Source organism: Flavobacterium oreochromis, from assembly GCF_019565455.1.
GTDB lineage: Bacteria > Bacteroidota > Bacteroidia > Flavobacteriales > Flavobacteriaceae > Flavobacterium > Flavobacterium oreochromis.
In genome coordinates this window covers 1,367,841-1,389,413 of sequence record NZ_CP067377.1, presented here as the reverse complement: position 1 = coordinate 1,389,413, position 21,573 = coordinate 1,367,841, and the positions used below count along the sequence as shown (strand labels likewise).

The window sequence follows — 21,573 nt, the reverse complement described above, 5'->3', positions numbered from 1 at the left end:
TATCTTTGCAAAAATTTTTTGAATAATGAAAAACTTAATTGCTGAATTACAATGGCGTGGACTGGTACACGATATGATGCCTGGAACAGAAGAACAATTGTTAAAAGAAAGCACGGCAACATATATAGGATTTGACCCAACATCTGATTCACTACATATAGGAAGCTTAGTTCCTATCATTTTATTAGTACACTTACGCAACTTTGGTCATAAACCATTTGCGTTAGTAGGTGGTGCGACAGGAATGATTGGAGATCCATCTGGAAAAAGTAACGAACGTAATCTATTAGATGAAGAAAGCCTTTCTAAAAATGTTGAAGGCATTAAGTCAGTTTTATCTAAATATCTTGATTTTGAAGCTACTGACGCTAATGCTCCTGTATTAGTAAATAATTATGACTGGATGAAAACTTTTTCATTCATAGACTTTGCTCGAAATGTAGGAAAACGCATTACGGTTAACTATATGATGGCTAAGGATTCTGTTAAAAAACGTTTATCAGGCGAAACAGGAGATGGAATGTCTTTTACTGAATTTACTTACCAATTAATTCAAGGATACGATTTTTACCACTTACACAAAACTTATGGTTGCAAACTTCAAATGGGAGGTAGTGATCAATGGGGAAACATTACTACAGGTACTGAATTAATCCGTAGAATGAATGTAGATACAGAGGAAGAAGGAGCTAAAGCTTATGCCTTAACTTGTCCTTTAATTACAAAAGCTGATGGATCTAAATTTGGAAAAACGGAAGGAGGTAATATCTGGTTAACGGCTGACAAAACTTCGGTATATAAATTCTACCAATTTTGGTTAAACACTACGGATGTTGATGCTGAAAAATATATTAAAATATTTACTTTCTTAAATGAAGAGACTATAAATAGTCTTATTGAAGAACATCGTCAGGCTCCTAATTTAAGGGTATTACAACGTAAATTAGCTGAAGAAGTAACGACCTTTGTACATAGTAAAGAGGCTTTAGAAAAAAGCATTGCTGCTTCTAACATCTTGTTTGGAAACTCAACTTCAGAAGATTTAAAAATTTAGATTCTGAAACTTTTCTAGAAGTTTTTGAAGGAGTTCCACAAGCAATAATCTCAAGAACGGATATTGAAGAAGGTATCAATATAGTAGACGTTCTAAATGCTAAAACTGGTTTTTTAAAATCAAATGGTGAAGCACGCAGAGCATTAACAGAAAATTCAATTTCTATTAATAGAGAAAAAGTAACAGAAGAATTTATTCTAGAGACAAAAGACCTTATCAATAATCAATTCGTATTATTACAAAGAGGAAAAAAGAACTACTTTGTTATAAAAATCAACTAAATAGAACATTTTAATTGAGAAAAAGCCGCTTTTAAAAGCGGCTTTTTTTATTAAAAAAACAAAAGATTTAGAAATATTTTCACTAATATTTTACAGTATATATATATTAAATTATTTTTTTTAATAGAATTTGTTATAATTTATTTCATTTTATTAAAAAAATATAAATATATTCGCAGCCATTATTAACACCAACCAACCAATAAAAATGAAAAAGAAACTACTTTCAATTGCCTTATTGGCAACTGGGGTTGTATTGGCTCAAGATGGCATGTGGAAACGTACAAATGCTAACCACAGAAATGTATTAGAGCGTAAAATACAACTTCCTGAAAAGAATCTATTTGACTTAAATGTTGATTTAATCAAAGAACAATTATCTAAATCTTCTAATCGATTTAGTCGTTCTTCTGCAGCAACAATTATTTCTCTTCCAAATTCTGAAGGTAATCTAGAAAAATTTAGAGTTTATGAAAACTCTAACATGGATCCTATCTTACAGGCTAAATATCCTGAAATTCGATCTTATATCGGGATAGGGATTGATAACCCAACAGCAACAGCTTATTTTAGTATGTCTCCGCTAGGATTTAAATCAATGACATTAAGCGCAGGAAAATCTGCATCCTTCATAGAGCCGTACTCAAAAGATTTAAAAACCTATTCCGTTTATAAAAAAGCAGACAAAAAACAAGATTTAAATGCTTTTGAATGCAAAGTAATTGATAAAATTGAACCCAACCTTAGAACTTCAGGATCAAATTTACGCCCTAATGCAGATGATGCCGTTTTAAGAACTTTCCGATTGGCGTTATCTGTAACAGGAGAATACACCGCTTATTTTGGAGGCACCAGAGCACAAGCATTAGCCGCTATGAATGCAACAATGACTCGCGTAAATGGTGTTTTTGAAAAAGATTTTAATGTTAGAATGAATCTAATTGCTAACAATGACGTTCTTATCTATACTAATGCTTCTACTGATCCTTATTCAGTAGCATCTACAGGTGCAGGAGGTGCTTGGAATACAGAACTACAAAATAATCTAACGAATACAATTGGTAATGCAGCTTACGACATAGGACATCTTTTTGGTGCTACAGGCGGTGGCGGTAACGCTGGGTGCATTGGATGTATTTGTGTAGATGATACCTCAAGCACAACAGATAAGAACAAAGGTTCTGGATACACCTCACCTAATGACGGGATTCCTTCAGGAGATAATTTTGACATTGACTTTGTTGCTCATGAAATGGGACATCAATTTGGTGCTAATCACACTCATTCCCATAGTACGGAAAGAAGCGGAGCTAATATGGAGCCTGGATCTGGATCTACCATCATGGGATATGCAGGTATTACTTCTCAAGACGTACAACCGCATTCAGACGCTTATTTCCATGCTTATAGCATTCAACAAGTAACAAACAATGTAAAATCAAAAACTTGTTCCGTAAACACAGCAACTGGCAATGCAATACCAACTGCAAACGCTGGTCTAGATTTTACTATTCCTAAAAGCACTCCTTTTATACTTACAGGTACAGGTACAGATGCTAATGGAGACGCTTTAACTTATATATGGGAACAGTTTGACAGTGCTACTGCTACACAAAGCGGCGCTAGTTCTGCGGCTAGCACTACTAAAACTGCTGGTCCTATATTCAGATCTTATAACCCTACAACTTCTCCGTCAAGATACTTCCCTCAAATAGCTTCAATTTTAACTGGAGCTACTACTACTCAAGGGACAGATATTTTAGTAGAAGCATTACCATCTGTGGCTAGAACAATGAATTTCCGTTTTACTGTTCGTGACAACAGAGCAGGAGGTTCTGCTAATAACTCAGATGATATGATTGTAACCGTAAATGGTACTGCTGGACCTTTTGCTATTACCTCTCAAGGAAGTACGACTTCTTATACAGGAGGAACTACACAAGCAGTAACTTGGAATGTAGCTGGTACAACTGCCAATGGAGTTAACTGTGCTAATGTAGACATATTATGGTCAACAGATAATGGTGCTACTTGGACAGCTATATTAACTGAAACGCCAAATGATGGTACAGAAAATGTAACAATCCCTAATATTGCTACTACTAAAGGTAGAATTATGGTAAAAGGGTCTAACCACATCTTCTTTGATGTTAACAATGCTAACATTACCGTTACAACAGGCTCATCTGACACTACAGCTCCTACAGCCCCTACTACTCTAACAGCTTCTGGAACCACACAAACAACAACCAACTTATCTTGGACCGCTTCAACAGACAATGTAGGTGTAACAGCATATGATGTATATCAAGGATCTACTCTAATTGGATCTACCGCTTCTACCACTTATAATGTAACAGGGTTAACTGCTTCTACAACCTATTCATTTACTGTAAAAGCTAAAGATGCAGCTGGCAATATTTCTAATGCTAGTAATATAACAAACGTTACAACGTCTGCTCCAGCAGCTGACACTACAGCTCCTACAGCTCCTACATTAAGTGCTTCTGGCACAACCGCTACTTCAACTAATTTATCTTGGAGTGGCGCATCTGATAACGTAGGAGTTACAGGATACGATGTTTACCAAGGAGCTACTCTAGTAGGTTCTACCAGTTCTACTACTTACAGTGTAACCGGATTAACTGCCTCTACAACCTATTCATTTACCGTAAAAGCTAAAGATGCAGCTGGTAATGTTTCTAATGCTAGTAATATTATTAGTGTAACCACTTCTTCCAATTCATTTACTTATTGTACATCACAAGGGAACAGCACTTCTGACGAAAAGATAGGTAAAGTTGTAATGGGATCAATTAATAATAGTTCAACAGGGACTATTGGATATGAAAATTTTACAACAAAATCAACTTCTGCTGCAAAAGGTACTGTTCAAACTATAACAATTACTCCTTCTTGGACTTCTACAATTTACCCTGAAGGTTATGCTGTTTACATTGATTATAACCAAGATGGTGACTTTGCAGATACAGGTGAGACGGTTTGGACTAAAACAGCTTCAAAAACAACATCTGTTGCTGGCTCTTTTACAATTCCAACAACTGCTAGTTTAGGGGCAACAAGAATGAGAGTTTCTATGAAATATAATGGAGTACCAACTGCTTGCGAAACTTTTCCTTATGGTCAAGTTGAAGATTATACGATTAATATCACTTCTTCTGCAAAAGAAAATGAAAGAAATATTTCAAAATTAGATATTGCAATATATCCTATTCCAACTTCTGATATCTTGACTATTCAAGGTGCTTCTGAGCAAGCAACTTATAGAGTGTATAACCTAGTTGGTCAAACAGTATTAGAAGGAAAAGTAGAAAATGAAAAAATAAATGTAACTAACTGCAGAACTGGAAACTACATATTAGAAGTTACGGATCTAAATTTAACAGTTACTAAACGCTTTATCAAAGAATAACTTTGATAATTAACTCAACCCCCAACCAAAAAGCTATCTCTCAGGAGATAGCTTTTTTTGTAAATAAAATCATTATTTTAGCAAAAAAAGATCAAAAATGAAAAAACTAGCGCTATTAGGCGTAACGCTTATGAGTATTAATTCTGGAATTGCACAAAATATCATGACACCTGATTTATTGTGGAAACTGGGTCGCGTAACCCCCCTTGGACTATCAAAAGATGGTAAAAACATTGTTTACAAGGTGGCTACTCCATCTATTGAAGAAAATAAACTAAGCAGTAAATTTTACGTCATTCCTATTACAGGTGGTACCCCTGTAGAAATTAAAGAGTACAAAGAACTGATTAAAAACAAAAATATTTCTCCTGATGGAATGTTTTTATTATCTGATAAAGAAGTAAAAATAACTCCTGTTTTAGGAAAAGATTTTTACCCTGAATTATCTAAATCAGATGCTCAGGTATACGATGGTTTAGATTACCGTCATTGGGACACATGGAGAGATGGAACCTACAATCATGTGTTTTTTGGAGGAGTAGCTGCTCCTAACGTTCGTTTAGCCCCTCCTATAGATATCATGGAAGGTGAGCCTTACGACTCCCCTCAAAAACCTTTTGGAGGTGATGAAGATTATATTTGGTCTCCAGATAGCAAGAATATTATTTATGTTTCTAAAAAAAAGACTGGAACAGCTTACGCTACAAGTACGAATACAGATTTATATCAATATAATATTGAAACTAAGGAAACTTTAAACCTAACTCCTAATAATCCTGGTTATGACACCCATCCTGATTTTTCACCTAATGGCGATCTTACTTGGTTACAAATGAAACAGGATGGTTATGAAGCTGATAAAAATGATATTATTGTAAAACACAAAGGAACTGAAATTAATCTAACTGCAAACTGGGACGGAACTGTTGAAAGTTTTAAATGGAGTAAAGATGGTAAAAAAGTTTATTTTTTAGCTCCTATAGATGGAACAAAACAATTATTTGAAGTTAATTTCCCTGGACTAACGAAAGTAGCAATTAGTGTCAAACAAATTACAAATGGCGATTTTGATATTACCCAAATTATAGATTTTACACCTGATCAGATTCTATTATCCCGAAACGATATGAATCATGCTTCAGAAATTTATTCGTATGATTTCAAAAATAAATCGTGGAATCAAATAACTCATGTTAACACAGAAGCTTACAAAAATTTAGCCTTATGTAAAACAGAAAAACGCTATGTTACAACAACTGATGGAAAAAAAATGCTTGTTTGGGTTATACTGCCTCCTAATTTTGATCCTTCAAAAAAGTACCCTACTTTATTATATTGTCAAGGAGGGCCTCAAAGCGCATTAACTCAATACTATTCTTTCCGTTGGAATTTTCAAACCATTGCTTCACAAGGTTATATTGTAGTTGCTCCAAACCGTAGAGGAATGCCAGGTCATGGGGTAAAATGGAATGAACAAATCAGCAAAGACTGGGGAGGTCAGGTTATGAATGATTATTTATCAGCTATTGATGAGGTAGCTAAAGAATCGTATGTAGATAAAACACGACTAGGTGCAGTAGGTGCAAGCTACGGCGGTTATTCCGTATTTTATTTAGCAGGAATTCACAAAAATCGCTTTAAAACTTTTATTTCTCACTGCGGTATCTTTAACACTCAAAGCATGTATGGCACAACAGAAGAAGTTTTCTTCACAAATTGGGATTCAGGAGGTCCTTATTGGGAAAAAAATAATATTACTGCGCAAAAAACATATACTGAATTTAATCCTATTAACTTGATTAATAACTGGAACACTCCTATTTTAATTATTCAAGGCGGAAAAGACTATAGAGTTCCACTAGGACAAGGTCAAGAAGCTTTTCAAGCAGCTCAACTAAAAGGTATAAAAAGTCGTTTTTTACACTTTCCAGAAGAAAATCACTGGGTTTTAAAACCACAAAATGCACTGGTATGGCAACGTGAATTTTTCAAATGGCTTAAAGAAACTTTATAAAAAATAAAAGCGGTAGTTTTTAGACTACCGCTTTATAAACTTATTATATAGCAAACAATTATTCTACTGTTACCGATTTAGCTAAGTTTCTTGGTTGATCTACATTACAACCTCTAAACACTGCTATATGGTAAGATAATAATTGTAAAGGAATAGTTGTTAATAATGGTGATAAGGCATCTGAACACTCAGGAATTTCAATTACGTGATCTGCTAAAGAACGTACTTGCTCATCTCCTTTAGTTACCACTGCAATTATTTTACCACTACGTGATTTAATTTCTTGTATATTACTTACTACTTTATCATAATGCCCTTGTTTAGGAGCGATAACAATTACCGGCATTTGCTCATCAATTAATGCAATAGGGCCATGTTTCATTTCTGCTGCTGGATATCCCTCAGCATGTATATACGAAATTTCTTTTAATTTTAAGGCTCCTTCTAAAGCAACTGGGAAGTTATATCCTCTACCTAAATATAAACAATTTGTAGCATCTTTATAAACCTCTGCTATTTCCCTTGAAACTTCATTTGTTAATAATGCTTCTTCAACTTTATCTGGTATAGACTCTAATTCAGATAAATAACGATGGTAATCCGATTTAGATAAGCTTCCTTTTGCCTTAGCTAAACGTAAAGCAATCATGGTTAAAACCGTAATTTGAGTTGTAAATGCTTTTGTAGAAGCTACCCCAATTTCTGGCCCAGCATGAGTATAAGCTCCTGCATGTGATTCTCTAGAAATAGAAGATCCAACCACGTTACAAACACCAAAAACAAAAGCTCCTTTTTCTTTTGCTAACTTAATAGCCGCTAGAGTATCTGCTGTTTCTCCTGATTGTGATATAGCTATTACTACATCTTTATCACTAATAATAGGGTTTCTATAACGGAATTCAGAAGCATACTCTACCTCTACAGGGATGCGTGCAAATTCTTCAAAAATATACTCTGCCACTAATCCTGCATGCCAAGAAGTACCGCAAGCAACGATTAAAATTCTATTTGCATTAGTAAATTTTTCTAAATTATCTTCAACACCAGCCATTTTAATGATTCCTTCATTAGAATGCAAACGTCCTCTATAAGTATCTTTAATTACGCTAGGTTGTTCGTAAATTTCTTTTAACATGAAATGATCATAACCTCCTTTTTCAATTTGCTCTAAGTTCATTTTCAACTCTTGAACATAAGGATGTACTAATGAATCATCTTTAATTTTTCTCACTTTTAATCCTTTTTCAGACGAATAATAGCCATTTCTTCGTCTTCTAAATAGATTGCATTTGAAGTATATTCAATAAAAGGTGAAGCATCTGAAGCTATAAAAATTCATTTTCAGCCACTCCAATTGCTAAAGGACTACCTAATCTTGCTACAACAATTTCATTTGGTTTTTTCTTATCAAAAACACAAATTGCATAAGCTCCTACAACTTGGTTTAAAGCAATTTGAACTGCTTTTCCTAATTTAATATTTTCTTGTTTTTGTACTTCTTCTATCAAGTTAACTAATACTTCAGTATCTGTATCTGAATGAAAAACGTAACCTCTTTTAATTAATTCTTTTTTAAAGGCTCATAATTTTCAATAATTCCATTATGAACAATAACTAGATCTCCTGAATTAGAAGTATGAGGATGTGAATTCACATCGTTTGGAACTCCATGTGTAGCCCAACGAGTATGTCCGATACCTATGGTTCCGTTTAACGATATTTCATTTTTAGATTTATCTTCTAGATCCGAAACTTTTCCTTTCGTTTTAGACAATTTCAAATCTTCTCCATCGTACAACACTAAACCAGCACTGTCATAACCTCTATATTCTAATCTTTTTAATCCTTTTACTACAATAGGATAAGCTTCTCTATATCCTATATAACCTACGATTCCACACATATTAATTTCGTTTAGTATAGCTTATTTTAAATTGAACTTTGTTTTCTCCCTGCATTCCTCCCAAGACAATTCCTAAAGGGGTTATTACACTACCTGATGGAATACTTTTCAGAATACCTGTTGTATTTTTTAACGTACTTATAGCCGATAGACCTTGTACTTCAGGAGTAATATAAATACTCTCTGTAACTGCAAGCCCCAATCTTACATTTGTATATATACCTGTTTTATCGTTTAAAATCTGATTAATATGATCTGTCAAACGAATTCTATACATATATTTTCCATTGACTTTTTGCAATATCCCTCCATGAACATATTTATCTTTTTAGGAAAACCATTCACTTTGGTAATATCAGTTGAATAATCTAACAATGATCTCGTTTTTTCTGCATTAAATAAATATAAACGCATTGGATTCAAATAATAAAAAGAATTATTCGCCGCACTAGTTAATGAACTTACGTAACTTGGATCTACTGTAAAATATAAACTAGCGTCATTAACTAAGGCTCCTTTATTTTTTAAATCATCTATTAAAGCTTGATCTATTTTAATTTCCGCTATTGATCCTTGACCTCCTTTTAAAAACAAATTATCTGTTGGAGCACTTGATGATAAGGCATTGGCATATGCTGCTGCTTTAGTATGCTTTAAAACATTTAAAGTATTACCTGTCATTTTTAGGACTAAAGTTTTCATCTCTTTTCCTGTTGTTCCATCAGCCTTATTTTGTTTATAATGTATTGTTACATCACCTTTTTTAAAATCCAAAGCCATCATAAAACCCTGGTTTCCTGATACTTTAAAAGTTAATCCCTTGTAATAATTTACAAAAGCATTGTTATTAATTAAATATTTTGAGTCTGCATTTATAATAGTATTCTCAAAATGAGACTTATCCAGATGCAAACGCATACGAGGAGAAAAACGAGCATCAACGTTAGCAGGAATATCTTTTATAGGCAATAAATTTTGATCTGCATCAATTTTTGGCTTTTCAAATTCCGCTTGATTGGGTCTAAAATTAACATTTTCACTTTGATTAGTTGAATTGTTCAATTTTGCTCCTACAACTACGTCTAATATATTTTCTTGATCTGAATAATATTTTGCACTTTTTGTAATATCATTTACGTCATAATCATTCAAAGCAAAATTATTTCTAAAAACTTCTAGACTAAAAGTATTTAATTTATCTGTCTTAAAATCTGTATAATAATCTTTTGTACTACTGTAAATAGAATCTAATCTATAAGATCCTTTACCATTAGCATCAGTGCTTAACTTAGTACTAAAATAGGGTACTGAAAGAATTACACTATCTACAACAACACCACTATTAAATACAGGTGCCACATCTGCTAATTGCAGCTGGGTAACAAAAGAAGCTGTTGTTTCTCCAAAATCATCATTTTTTAAAAAGCCTAAATGATTTATAGGAAGGTTATTAGTCTGAACTGCACCTAAATCTAGATCGTTAATAGTTATACTACTTGATTTATCTTCGCCTGCTAAAAAACCAAAAGTCTCACCTCCTACTAAATCAGCCCCCAATGTATTAAAGTCTTGATCACAAGACAAGAAAAAAACAGAAAGCAAAGCTACTGAAATTTTTTCAAAAGTATTGAATTTCATTCTATTAACCTAATATTTGAGTTTTATAAAATTCTGTATAAGCTTCAGCAAATACATCTTTAGGTGCGAAAGGTAAAAAAGGTTTTTTAGAAGCTTCTATAAATTTTGTTAAATTTGGAGATATTTCTTCTGACCCCATCACTACCCCATCTGAATGATTAATAGCAGCCATCATCAAACTCTCATAAGTTGGATTATCTAATTCTTGAATTGCCTCCTGCGGGACTCCATCAAATTGGACTTTTTTAGAGATTTGAGCATCTAGTATACCTTCATAACCTTCCTTAAAAATAGATGTAACTATTTTGGTTTCAGAAAACAAGGCATCATCTTTATAATAATGTTTCATATAAATAGGCAATAGAGATGCCATCCATCCTTGAACATGAATAATATCTGGAACCCAGTTTAATTTTTTTACTGTTTCAACAACTCCTTTTGCAAAAAAAATAGCGCGTTCATCATTATCTTCAAACAAGACTCCTTCTTCATCAGTAAAAGTAGACTTACGTTTAAAATACTCATCATTATCTATAAAATACACCTGAATACGCTCTTTGGGTATAGAAGCAACTTTGATAATCAGAGGCATATCAACATCATTGACCACTAAATTCATTCCTGAAAGTCGAATTACTTCATGTAACTGATGCCTTCTTTCATTTACATTTCCATAACGCGGCATAAAAATTCTAATTTGCCCTCCTTGGTCGTTAATCATTTTTGGCAAATCAAACGACATCAAAGACACCTCATTTTCAGGCAAATAGGGCACTAATTCGGATGATACATACAATATCCTTTTATCCTCCATCTTTACTTTACTGTTTTGTTTATTGGACACAAATCCACGCAAAATTACAAATTTTTACGGAGATAACGACTAAAATAGTAATTTTGCACTTATTTTAAGAATTTTATATGCCTTTATTTACCCAAAAAAGCGAATTAAAAAGACATTTACATACTTTTTTAGACCAAAAAAAGACAATTGGTTTTGTTCCTACTATGGGAGCATTGCACCAAGGGCATCTGTCATTAATACAAGAAGCTTTAGCTCATAACGACCTTGCTGTTGTGAGTATTTTCGTAAACCCTACACAATTTAACAACTCGGAAGATCTTGAGAAATACCCTAGAACGCTAGAAGAGGATTTAAGTAAAATTAACTCTCTCAATTCTAACGTTATAGTATATGCTCCTAATATTGATGATATATATGAGGGCAATACTGTGTCAACACATTTTAAATATGATGGTCTAGAATTTGAAATGGAGGGAAAACATAGACCTGGTCATTTTGATGGTGTAGGGACTATTGTTAAAAAATTATTTGAAATTGTAAATCCTACAAATGCTTATTTTGGAGAAAAAGATTTCCAACAATTACAAATCGTTAAAAAGCTAGTTAAAAACTACCTTATTCCGGTCAACATTATAGGCTGTGCAATTTACAGAGAACCTAATGGACTAGCAATGAGCTCAAGAAATCAACGATTATCTCCGAAAGAAAAAGCAGAAGCATCATTTATTTTCAAAACATTAACTACGGTACAAAATAATTTTCATAACCAAGCCCCTGAAAATCTAACAAAATGGGTTGAAGAAGAATTTTCAAAACAATCTTTATTTGAACTAGAATATTTTGAAATAGCAGAAGAAGAAACCCTAAAAACCTGTAAAGAAAAAGAATCTAACAAACTGTATCGCGCTTTTATAGCCGTTTTTATAAACAATATACGTTTAATTGATAACATTTCATTAAAATAATATAACTTTGCACCATGCGAATTGAAGTTGTTAAATCAAAAATTCACCGAGTTAAAGTAACTGGTGCCGATCTAAATTATATCGGGAGTATCACTATTGACGAAGTGTTAATGGAAGCCGCAAATATTTTTGAAGGCGAAAAAGTATCCATTGTTAATGTAAACAATGGAGAACGTTTAGAAACCTATGCTATCAAAGGTCCTAAAAACAGTGGTGAAATCACATTAAATGGTCCTGCTGCACGCAAAGTACATCAAGGAGACATTATTATTATTATTTCGTATGGAAGCATTGAAATGAGTGAAGCTAAAAATTTCAAACCTTCTATTGTTTTCCCTAACGAAGAAAATAATTCACTACAATAACGTGAGTAGTAAGATACGCTCTTATGCTAGTTTGATCATTCCATTACTTTTAGGTGCTGGACTGACTTACTATACCTATAATTCATTTACGGAAAAGCAAATTGCTCAAATGAAATTGTATTTTACGACGGCTAATTACAATTACGTTACAATTTCTTTATTTATTGCTATTTTGGGGTGTATTTTCAGAGCTTATCGTTGGAAATATGCACTCCAAGAAATAGGTGTAAAACCTAATTTTAAACTTAATTTCCTAGCCGTTTGTATAGGTTACTTCGTAAATCTAACTATTCCTCGATCTGGTGAATTTTCTAGAGCTCTACTTCTAAAAAAATATCAAGATGTCCCTTTTGACAAGGCTTTTGGAACTATTATTGCAGAAAGAATTGTAGATTTAATTTTTCTTTTATCATTCGTCTTTAGTGCTCTAATGTTAGAGATTAACACTCTTAAAAGCTTTTTATTGACCTACATACCTATTGAGAAATTAATTATACTTTTAGCTGTAGGTGCTGTGTTAGGAATAAGCTTTCTACTCCTTTATAGCTATTCTAACTGGAAATATATCTTACTTTTTAAATCTAAGGTTGCAGGGTTAAAAGAAGGAATTTTCAGTTTGTTATATATGCCAAACAAATGGAATTATCTTTTTTCACATTCCTAATTTGGTTTTCTTATGTACTAATGTTTTATATTACAGTATTTGCTTTAAAAGCTACTAGCTCTATTAGTTTCGGAACTATTCTTGTTGCTTTTGTCATAGGAGGTCTTACTATGTCCTTTACAAATGGCGGGTTTGGATTTTTCCCTGTCTTAATAGCAAAGATTTTAGTACTCTACCAAATTCCTATAGAAGCAGGAAATGCTTTTGGATGGATTGTTTGGACATCGCAACTTTTAATAACAATTCTTTTAGGTATATTTTCATTTTCTGTTTTACCAATCGTCACTAAAAAAAAATAATTTAGTAACTTGCTTCGCCAAGTTAACAGGTAATTTCTCTATAAAACTAACGCTAATATAAGTTTACATAAATCAACTTACTATTAGAGTCAGTTTCATATACGAGGCTATAACAAATAAAATTCACACCTATGAAAAATTTTATATGGGCTTTTGCCTTCTTTTGTTCATTGACTCTATCCTCTCAAACAACTGTAGATCATTTTTTCTCAGCAAAACTTAATACAAAAAGAGATATTACAGTTAAACTACCTACTTCTTACGGATCCAATCCAGAACGTGCTTATCCTATGATATTAGTACTTGATGCTGATTTTTTATTTTCTTCTTTTGAAAGTACTTTAAAATATGGTAATTATTGGGACGATTTACCAGAAGTAATATTAGTAGGTATCAACCAAAACAAAAATAATGAGCGTTATGATGATTCTCAATTTGACCCAGCTGAAGGCTTACCAAGTAAGACAGGAGCTAATTTCTTTGAGTTTATTGGAACAGAACTCCTCCCTCATTTAGAAAAAAAATACCGTATAGCCCCTTTTCGTATAATAGCAGGTATGGATGTAACAGCTGGTTTTTTAAATGCTTATTTATACAAAGAAAACCCTATATTCGACGGGTATATTTCCATCAGTCCTGAACTTGCAAACGGGATGGAAGGAATGGTAGCTCAAAGACTTTCAGAAACTAAAAAACCTATTTTTTATTATCAAGCTACTTCTGATGGCGATTTAAAGAAATTCCAAAAAAACATTAGAACACTAAATCAAAATATACAAACGATCAAAAATGATCTTTTAAACTATAAATTTGATGATTTCAAAGGTTTAGCTCATTACGGAATAGCACCTAATGCTATTCCAAGCGCACTCTATCATTTTTTCGGAATATATCAACCTATTACAGCCATGGAGTATCAAGATAAAATTAGTCTTTTAAAAGAAGGATTTGTAGATTATCTTAATAAAAAATATGAAGTAATAGAAAAATCATTAGGAGTAAAAACAAATATACGCTTTAGTGATATGAAAGCCATTGAAACGGCTATTAAAAAAAATGAAGCTTGGTATGAATACGAACTTCTAGCTCAGATTTCAGGTCAACAATATGAAAAAACAATGTTGTATGAATATCACATGGGAATGTATTGGGAAAAAAGAGGCGAAATAAAAAAGGCATTAAAATTTTATCAGGATTCTTTTAACAAGCTAGAAATTGGAGACATCACAAAAGATTTTATGATGAACAAAGCAGAAGAGCTTAAAGCTAAATTACCTAAAAAAAATAAAATGAAAGGTGGTAAAGCTAAAGATACAAAAACAGAAGAAAACAGCTTAGAAACTCCTTCCGAAACATCGACTGAACCTGTTAAAGAAGAAAATAAAAAAGAGAATTAATATCCAATGGCTAAAATAAAAACATCTTTTTTTTGTCAAAGTTGCGGGACTCAATTTGCCAAATGGCAAGGTCAATGTACATCCTGTAAAGAATGGAATACTCTAGTTGAAGAAATTGTACAAAAAGAAGAAAAAGTTAATTGGAAAACAGATAGTCCTTCTCATAAAAGAGTTTCTAAACCTCTTTTAGTTCATGAAATAGATTCTACTGAAGAGATTCGAATGAATACAACTGACGGAGAGTTAAATCGTGTTTTAGGCGGTGGATTAGTTCCTGGTTCACTCACCTTGTTAGGAGGTGAACCAGGAATAGGCAAAAGTACTTTATTACTCCAAATATCACTTAAATTACCTTACAAAACACTATATGTTTCCGGTGAAGAAAGTCAGAAACAAATAAAAATGCGAGCGGAACGTATTACCTCTAACAATGATAATTGCTACATACTAACCGAAACAAAAACACAAAATATATTTAGGCAAATTGAAGTAATAGAACCTGACGTAGTCATAATTGATTCGATACAAACTTTACAAACAGACTATATAGAATCCTCTGCTGGTAGCATTTCCCAAATTAAAGAATGTACAGCAGAATTAATAAAATTTGCTAAAGAAACAAATACTCCTGTTATTTTAATAGGACATATCACAAAGGATGGAACCATTGCAGGTCCAAAAATTCTAGAACACATGGTAGATACCGTGCTACAGTTTGAAGGCGATCGAAATCATATTTATCGAATTTTACGCTCGCTCAAAAATCGCTTTGGTTCTACATCTGAATTAGGTATTTATGAAATGCTTGGATCAGGACTTAGAGAAGTGGCCAACCCTTCTGAGATATTAATATCTCACAAAGAAGAAGAATTATCAGGCACAGCCATAGCCACTACGATGGAAGGTATGCGCCCTTTAATGATTGAAATACAAGCTCTCGTTTCTACAGCAGTATATGGTACTCCTCAGAGAAGCACTACAGGTTATAATGCTAAAAGACTAAATATGATACTCGCTGTTTTAGAAAAAAGAGCTGGTTTCCGATTAGGATCAAAAGACGTTTTTCTAAATATAACAGGCGGAATTACAGTAGATGACCCAGCTATTGACCTTGCTGTTGTTGCTGCTATACTTTCTTCAAATGAAGATATTCCTGTAGGAAAGGATATGTGTTTTGCAGGTGAAGTGGGCTTATCAGGTGAAATACGGCCTGTAAACAGAATAGACCAACGAATACAAGAAGCTGAAAAACTGGGATTTTCAACAATATTTGTTTCTAAATACAGTAAAATATCATTAAAAAACCATCTAATAGCAGTTAAACAAGTAGCAAAAATTGAAGACGTAGTCAGCGAATTATTCGGATAATATCAAAGTTTATGAAACAACGATTGATACATTTTTTAACACTAACTACTTATTGCTACCAGATATGATATGTTACCTCTAAAAACAAAATCTGAACATATGAAGCCATTTAGTGAAATTTTACAAACAATACAAACTTACCATGAATTAGGTCAGACTGTAGCGTGTGCTGAATATGTCATTAAAACATTTGATATCGTACATCCTAATTTTGAAGGATTTGAACTTCGAGAAAAAGCAAGTCCTAAGTATATATTAATGACTACAGAAGGTGAATTTGGGAAACCTCAAAAAATACGTATCCCTGAAAACACTTTTGAATTTGAATTCAAACTAATGCTAAATTTAATAGCACATGAAATGATACATGTAGGACAAAAATCACCTAATAACTTAGTTTGGGATAAAAATGAAAGAGAATGGCAAGCCTACTACGAAATGCTCTTTCATAAAACTTACCCACAAATACCAAGTCCTGCTAATAACCAACAACTTTTTTTTGCTAATAAAGCGATAGAATATTACAACCGTATGGAAAAAGAAGGCTCTCTTCAACAAAAATATGCAGAACAAAAAAAAGAAGTAGAAGATTTTATAGCTTTGTTACCCCAATAACTTGATTTATGAAAACAAAAAGAAATGGTTATTTTTATTTATTAAAATATTACCTGTTATACTTATATTATTTCTAGGTATTCTATATTTTTTTCGTGATACCTTATTAGAACAAGCTATTCTAAAAACTCAAAATAAATTTAAAGCTGATTACGAAACAACTTTTAAAATAGGAAAAGCATCTTTTTCAGGCACTTCTAGTGTTATTTTAGAAGATATTCAATTACTTCCTATTAATAAAGACACTCTATTATCCGTAAAAAAAATTGAAACAAAAATCAACCTTTTTAAAATTATAACAGGTGATTTACAGCTCCAAAATTTAAAAATTGAAAGTGGTTTTATTCAATTAGTAAAAGATGAAAAAGGGAGTAACTTTAGTTCATTTCTTAAAAAAGATAAATCAGAAGAGATAACAAGCGGAAAACGAAATTATGCTCAACTAGCTAATCGTATTTTAACTCGATTATTAAATCTTATACCTACCGAAATGCGTTTACAAAACTTAACCCTTCGCATACAGGATATGGATAAAAAATTAACTTTTCAAATGAAAGATCTTTCTTTAGAAGGAGAAAAACTAAACACTCAAATACAGATTAAAACAGATCATTTTTATCAAAAATGGAACATACAAGGATATGCAAATGCTCGTAAAAAACAAACAGATCTTTTAATACAGTCAGCAGATACTACACAAATAATGCTTCCTTATTTACAAGAAAAATGGGGATTAAAAACTGGTTTTGACAAAATTCGATTAAAAGTTGATCAAATTGAGATGAATTTTGGAGAACTAACTATTAATGGATTGGCTTCTATCAACAACCTTACTATTAATCATCCTAAAATAGCTAATAAAGATGTAGTCATTAAAGAAGCTGAATTTGACTATCAATTTATATTAGGAAGTAATTTCATTTCACTCAGTCAAAACTCTTTAGCAAGACTTAACAAAATAAAAGTAAAACCTTATTTAGAATACAATACAGCAGAAGATACACTTTACAAGCTAAAAATAGATTTAGAAAAAATAAAAGCTCAAGACTTCATTACTTCTCTACCTACTGGGCTTTTTAGCCATTTTGAAGGAATGCAAGCACAAGGTGATTTTGATTATCATTTAGACTTTGAAGTAAATATTAACAAACCTCATCAGTTAGTTTTTGACAGTAAGCTAAACAAACATAATCTACAAATTCTGAAGTATGGACAAGCTAATTTAGAAAAATTAAATTCTGATTTTGAATATAGGGCTATTGAAAACGGAATACCTCAACGAGCCATTTGGGTGGGCAATACCAATTCTCATTATACCCCTTTTGACTCTATTCCGTCCTATCTAAAAAATGCTGTTTTAACAAGTGAAGACCCCTCCTTTTTTAGACATAAAGGATTTATTACGGAAGCTTTTAAACAATCTATTACTAAAAATATTCGTACTAAACGCTTTGCAAGAGGAGCAAGCACTATAAGTATGCAATTAGTAAAAAATGTTTTTTTAACACGTGAAAAAACATTATCTCGCAAACTAGAAGAAATATTATTAGTCTATATTTTAGAAAATAATCAAATAGCCTCTAAACAAAGAATGCTAGAAGTTTATTTTAATATAATTGAATGGGGACCTAATATTTACGGAATAAGTGAAGCAGCAGAATTTTATTTTCAGAAAAAACCACAGTATCTTAGCTTAAATGAATGCTTATTTCTAGCTTCCATTGTGCCTAAACCTAAAAAATTCATGTATCAGTTTAATGAAGAAGGAAAACAAAAATCAGGAGCTGAACGACATCAAAGGTTTATAAAAAATCTTATGCTAAAAAGAGCTTTAATAATTCCTGATGATACTATTGGACAATCAAATCCGATATACATATCCGGAAAAGCTCGGAATTTACTTCGTATTAAAGCACCAAAAGATACAACTAGTTTAGATAGTATAATAATAACTGAAAAAAAATCAATTATTTTTTAGTTCTATTCCCAACCTTTTGCAATAAATTGTACTCTTTCTAGATATCAAACTTTATAGTATGCAAAAGATTTTTATAAAACTCATCTTATTATCCTCTGTTTTTGCTTGGTCACAAAAACCTGTTTTTGTCCAAGCAAAAATAAAGGAAACAACTGTTTATTTCAACTCTGCTGAAATAATACATCAAGCCAATGTTCCTTTAACAAATGGCACTCATGAAGTTGTCATTAAAAACGTAGCTAATTATTTAAATGAAAATTCAATTCAAATAAGTGCTCCATCTCATGTTACCATTTTATCTATACAATTTACAAATGATTATATTTCTGAATATGATGGAAACGAAACTTCACCCGAAATAAAAAGGTAAAAGATAGCATCTTAACACTCCAAAAAGAACTGCATAAACTAACTAACAGTCGAATTTCAGAACAAAAAATCATTGAACTTTTAGATAAAAACCAACAAGTCTATGGCCAAAATTCAGGTTTAAACGTATTAGAATTATCTAAAATGGTAGAATATTACAAATCTAAACGTACGGAAACGAGCAATAACATTAATCTATTTGAAGAAAAGGAAAAGAAGCTAACAGAACGATTAAATCAATTAAATACTAAACTAGAAACAAATAATTCAAAAGACGAAAAAAACAACAACAGGCAAATTAGTAATACAATTAGTCAACACATCTGCAGGAAACATTCCTCTAGAAATATCCTATATAACTCCTAATGCTAGTTGGGTTCCTCTTTATGATCTGCGTACGGAAGGTATAAAAGACACTATAAACTTAATCTATAAAGCTCAAGTCTACCAAAGTACTGGACTAGACTGGAAAAAAGTAAAACTAACACTCTCTTCCGGTAATCCTAGTCAAAACAATCAGGCTCCTCTCTTAAGCAGTTGGTTCCTTACTTATGGCTATCCTAATTATAGTTATCAGAAAAAAGGGGTGATAAATCAAATACAAAGTCGTGTAACAAGTCTACAACTAGATAAAGTGGAAGCAGAATCTGCACCAAGTGCTTTATCCTCTATTAATAATTATACTGATATTCTAGAAAATCAATTAAATACCTCTTTTGAAATAGATATACCATATGATATCCTCTCTAATGGAAAAGCACATAGTGTAGCTCTAAAAGATTTTAGAATACCTGCATCTTTTAAATACTATGCTGCTCCTAAAATAGAAAAAGAAGCTTTTTTGATGGCTGAAATAAAAGATTATACTAAATACAACCTCTTAGCAGGAGAAGCTAACATTATTTTTGAAGGCTTATATGTAGGAAAAACATATATTAACCCAAATCAAACATCAGATACTTTAAATCTGAGTATGGGAAGAGATAAAAAAGTATCTATCAAAAGAGAAAAAGTAGTTGACAAATCAGGCATTCGCTTTTTATCTTCTAAAAAGGAACAAACGTTTACTTATGATATTACGATTAGAAATAATAAAAAAGAGAACATTTATATTCTTCTGAAAGATCAGTATCCACTTTCTACCGACAAAGAAATTGAAATTGAACTCACGGAAAAAGATGGAGCAAAGGTAAACAACGAAACGGGGATTTTAACTTGGGATGTACAACTAAAACCAAATGAAATTCGTAAAATAAGAATTAGTTATATCGTTCGATATCCAAAAGATAAGAGCATAAGTAATCTATGATAAAAAAACGGTCCAAAAATATATAGTGCTATTTTCGGACCGCTTCTTATTTTTTAGAATGGTTCAATTTTTATGGTGCTGGATTAGGATGTAACTCTTGTATTTTATTTACTTCAGCTATAACCTCATCTGTAAGTCTTACTTCAAAAGCATTGATATTTTCTTCTAATTGATCTAATGAAGTTGCTCCTATTATGGTAGACGTTACAAAGGGTTGATGATACACAAATGCTATTGATAACTCTGTTAAAGTAAGCCCTAAAGTATGTGCTAATTCTTGATATTTAGGGGTTACTTTATAGCAGTTTTCATTGGTATAACGAACAAAATTAGGAAATTTTCCCATGCGTGAATCAAGTGGAGTTCCATTTAAATATTTACCTGTAAGAAAGCCAAATGCTAAGGGAGAATAAGCTAACAGGGCCACTTCTTCACGCATACAAATTTCAGATAGTCCCACTTCAAAAAGTCTATTCAATAAAGAATAAGGATTTTGAATACTAGCTATTCTAGGCAAATTATGTTTTTCTGCTTCGATAAGATAACGCATAACACCCCAAGAATTTTCATTAGAAACGCCTATGTTTCTAATTTTTCCTTCTTTAATTAAACCATCAAAGACTGTTAACACTTCAAATATTGAATCCCTCCATTGAGGATCAATTTCAGTCATACCTCTTTTACCAAACATATTCATGACTCTTTCTGGCCAGTGCATTTGATAAAGATCTATATAATCTGTTTGAAGATTTTTTAAGCTTAAATCAACTGCTTGATGTAAACTCTTTTTGAAAAATCTAATGGCTGACGAATATAATCTAAACCTCTGTTAGGCCCTGCAATCTTAGTAGCTAAAATAACTTGATCACGCTTACCTGATTTTTTGAACCAACTTCCTATGTAGCGCTCTGTATTTCCAAATAATTGTGCATTTCCTCCTATAGGATACATCTCAGCAGTATCAAAAAAATTAATACCTCTTTCAAAGGCATAATCCATTTGAGCATGAGCTTCTACTTCTGAGTTTTGATTCCCAAAAGTCATTGTTCCTAAACAAATATCGCTTACTTCTAATGCTGTATGAGGTAATTTGATGTACTTCATCTATAATTTTTT

At 32.1% G+C, this 21,573-nt stretch carries 16 protein-coding genes and 3 pseudogenes; 14 read left to right on the top strand and 5 right to left on the bottom strand.

What is annotated here, in order from left to right; translation table 11 throughout:
* Positions 1-25: 25 nt before the first annotated feature.
* The 3 genes and pseudogenes from tyrS (at position 26) to JJC03_RS06650 (ending at position 6,782) form a co-directional block, all read left to right on the top strand.
* A pseudogene (gene tyrS, locus JJC03_RS06660) lies at positions 26-1,335 on the top strand (tyrosine--tRNA ligase).
* A 208-nt stretch (positions 1,336-1,543) separates the two neighbouring features.
* Positions 1,544-4,768: a reprolysin-like metallopeptidase gene (locus JJC03_RS06655; protein WP_235874200.1), complete on the top strand. Its 3,225-nt coding sequence runs from the start codon at positions 1,544-1,546 to the stop codon at positions 4,766-4,768.
* 97 nt (positions 4,769-4,865) lie between these two features.
* On the top strand, positions 4,866-6,782 hold the full coding sequence (locus tag JJC03_RS06650) for a S9 family peptidase (protein WP_235874199.1): 1,917 nt from the start codon (positions 4,866-4,868) through the stop codon (positions 6,780-6,782).
* Between the two features lie 58 nt (positions 6,783-6,840).
* Here the strand turns inward: JJC03_RS06650 and glmS are convergent.
* The 4 genes and pseudogenes from glmS to JJC03_RS06630 form a co-directional block, all read right to left on the bottom strand.
* Positions 6,841-8,685: pseudogene (glmS, locus tag JJC03_RS06645) on the bottom strand (glutamine--fructose-6-phosphate transaminase (isomerizing)).
* 1 nt (position 8,686) lies between these two features.
* Complete coding sequence (locus tag JJC03_RS06640) at positions 8,687-8,962, bottom strand: DUF4270 family protein (protein ID WP_258932487.1); 276 nt, start codon at positions 8,960-8,962, stop codon at positions 8,687-8,689.
* Entirely contained in the window at positions 8,944-10,323 is a 1,380-nt protein-coding gene (locus JJC03_RS06635; RefSeq protein WP_235874197.1) for a DUF4270 domain-containing protein, read from the bottom strand. The genes JJC03_RS06640 and JJC03_RS06635 overlap by 19 nt, the downstream gene beginning before the upstream one ends.
* 4 nt (positions 10,324-10,327) lie before the next feature.
* Positions 10,328-11,137 (bottom strand): glycogen/starch synthase, encoded by an 810-nt coding sequence (locus JJC03_RS06630; protein WP_088397509.1) that lies wholly within the window; start codon positions 11,135-11,137, stop codon positions 10,328-10,330.
* Positions 11,138-11,244: 107 nt separating this feature from the next.
* Between JJC03_RS06630 and panC the strand changes: the two genes are divergently transcribed.
* The 11 genes from panC to JJC03_RS18720 all read left to right on the top strand — a co-directional run bounded on the left by panC (position 11,245) and on the right by JJC03_RS18720 (position 20,457).
* Positions 11,245-12,093 (top strand): pantoate--beta-alanine ligase, encoded by an 849-nt coding sequence (gene panC, locus JJC03_RS06625; RefSeq protein ID WP_235874196.1) that lies wholly within the window; start codon positions 11,245-11,247, stop codon positions 12,091-12,093.
* A 14-nt stretch (positions 12,094-12,107) separates the two neighbouring features.
* Complete coding sequence (gene panD, locus JJC03_RS06620; RefSeq protein ID WP_088397511.1) at positions 12,108-12,458, top strand: aspartate 1-decarboxylase; 351 nt, start codon at positions 12,108-12,110, stop codon at positions 12,456-12,458.
* A gap of 1 nt (position 12,459) precedes the next feature.
* A complete protein-coding gene (locus JJC03_RS06615; protein WP_258932482.1) occupies positions 12,460-13,122 on the top strand; it encodes a lysylphosphatidylglycerol synthase transmembrane domain-containing protein in 663 nt (220 codons plus the stop codon).
* A 20-nt stretch (positions 13,123-13,142) separates the two neighbouring features.
* Positions 13,143-13,421: a hypothetical protein gene (locus tag JJC03_RS17510; protein ID WP_258932480.1), complete on the top strand. Its 279-nt coding sequence runs from the start codon at positions 13,143-13,145 to the stop codon at positions 13,419-13,421.
* Positions 13,422-13,552: 131 nt separating this feature from the next.
* Positions 13,553-14,818, top strand: a complete 1,266-nt coding sequence (locus JJC03_RS06610; RefSeq protein ID WP_088444962.1) for an alpha/beta hydrolase — start codon at positions 13,553-13,555, stop codon at positions 14,816-14,818.
* A gap of 6 nt (positions 14,819-14,824) precedes the next feature.
* A complete protein-coding gene (gene radA / locus JJC03_RS06605; protein ID WP_088397514.1) occupies positions 14,825-16,186 on the top strand; it encodes a DNA repair protein RadA in 1,362 nt (453 codons plus the stop codon).
* Between the two features lie 99 nt (positions 16,187-16,285).
* The gene (locus JJC03_RS06600) at positions 16,286-16,801 is read left to right on the top strand and encodes a hypothetical protein (RefSeq protein WP_088397614.1); all 516 of its coding nucleotides are present in this window, start codon (positions 16,286-16,288) and stop codon (positions 16,799-16,801) included.
* A gap of 1 nt (position 16,802) precedes the next feature.
* The gene (locus tag JJC03_RS06595; RefSeq protein ID WP_258932476.1) at positions 16,803-18,779 is read left to right on the top strand and encodes a transglycosylase domain-containing protein; all 1,977 of its coding nucleotides are present in this window, start codon (positions 16,803-16,805) and stop codon (positions 18,777-18,779) included.
* 58 nt (positions 18,780-18,837) lie between these two features.
* The gene (locus JJC03_RS18730; RefSeq protein ID WP_309597766.1) at positions 18,838-19,149 is read left to right on the top strand and encodes a DUF4140 domain-containing protein; all 312 of its coding nucleotides are present in this window, start codon (positions 18,838-18,840) and stop codon (positions 19,147-19,149) included.
* Positions 19,150-19,292: 143 nt separating this feature from the next.
* A complete protein-coding gene (locus tag JJC03_RS18725) occupies positions 19,293-19,514 on the top strand; it encodes a hypothetical protein (protein ID WP_309597765.1) in 222 nt (73 codons plus the stop codon).
* Positions 19,411-20,457 (top strand): DUF4139 domain-containing protein, encoded by a 1,047-nt coding sequence (locus JJC03_RS18720; RefSeq protein WP_309597790.1) that lies wholly within the window; start codon positions 19,411-19,413, stop codon positions 20,455-20,457. The genes JJC03_RS18725 and JJC03_RS18720 overlap by 104 nt, the downstream gene beginning before the upstream one ends.
* 70 nt (positions 20,458-20,527) lie before the next feature.
* On the opposite strand, the pseudogene JJC03_RS06585 reads toward JJC03_RS18720, so the two are convergent.
* Positions 20,528-21,561 (bottom strand): annotated as a pseudogene (locus tag JJC03_RS06585) (aldo/keto reductase).
* Positions 21,562-21,573: the final 12 nt, after the last annotated feature.

Excerpts from the sequence above, each read along its gene's own strand:
- JJC03_RS06655 (WP_235874200.1), top strand. The coding sequence starts at position 1,544 with ATGAAAAAGAAACTACTTTCAATTGCCTTATTGGCAACTGGGGTTGTA.
- JJC03_RS06650 (WP_235874199.1), top strand. The coding sequence starts at position 4,866 with ATGAAAAAACTAGCGCTATTAGGCGTAACGCTTATGAGTATTAATTCT.
- JJC03_RS06640 (WP_258932487.1), bottom strand. The coding sequence starts at position 8,962 with ATGTATAGAATTCGTTTGACAGATCATATTAATCAGATTTTAAACGAT.
- JJC03_RS06635 (WP_235874197.1), bottom strand. The coding sequence starts at position 10,323 with ATGAAATTCAATACTTTTGAAAAAATTTCAGTAGCTTTGCTTTCTGTT.
- JJC03_RS06630 (WP_088397509.1), bottom strand. The coding sequence starts at position 11,137 with ATGGAGGATAAAAGGATATTGTATGTATCATCCGAATTAGTGCCCTAT.
- panC (WP_235874196.1), top strand. The coding sequence starts at position 11,245 with ATGCCTTTATTTACCCAAAAAAGCGAATTAAAAAGACATTTACATACT.
- panD (WP_088397511.1), top strand. The coding sequence starts at position 12,108 with ATGCGAATTGAAGTTGTTAAATCAAAAATTCACCGAGTTAAAGTAACT.
- JJC03_RS17510 (WP_258932480.1), top strand. The coding sequence starts at position 13,143 with ATGTTTTATATTACAGTATTTGCTTTAAAAGCTACTAGCTCTATTAGT.
- JJC03_RS06610 (WP_088444962.1), top strand. The coding sequence starts at position 13,553 with ATGAAAAATTTTATATGGGCTTTTGCCTTCTTTTGTTCATTGACTCTA.
- radA (WP_088397514.1), top strand. The coding sequence starts at position 14,825 with ATGGCTAAAATAAAAACATCTTTTTTTTGTCAAAGTTGCGGGACTCAA.
- JJC03_RS06600 (WP_088397614.1), top strand. The coding sequence starts at position 16,286 with ATGAAGCCATTTAGTGAAATTTTACAAACAATACAAACTTACCATGAA.
- JJC03_RS18730 (WP_309597766.1), top strand. The coding sequence starts at position 18,838 with ATGCAAAAGATTTTTATAAAACTCATCTTATTATCCTCTGTTTTTGCT.
- JJC03_RS18725 (WP_309597765.1), top strand. The coding sequence starts at position 19,293 with ATGGTAGAATATTACAAATCTAAACGTACGGAAACGAGCAATAACATT.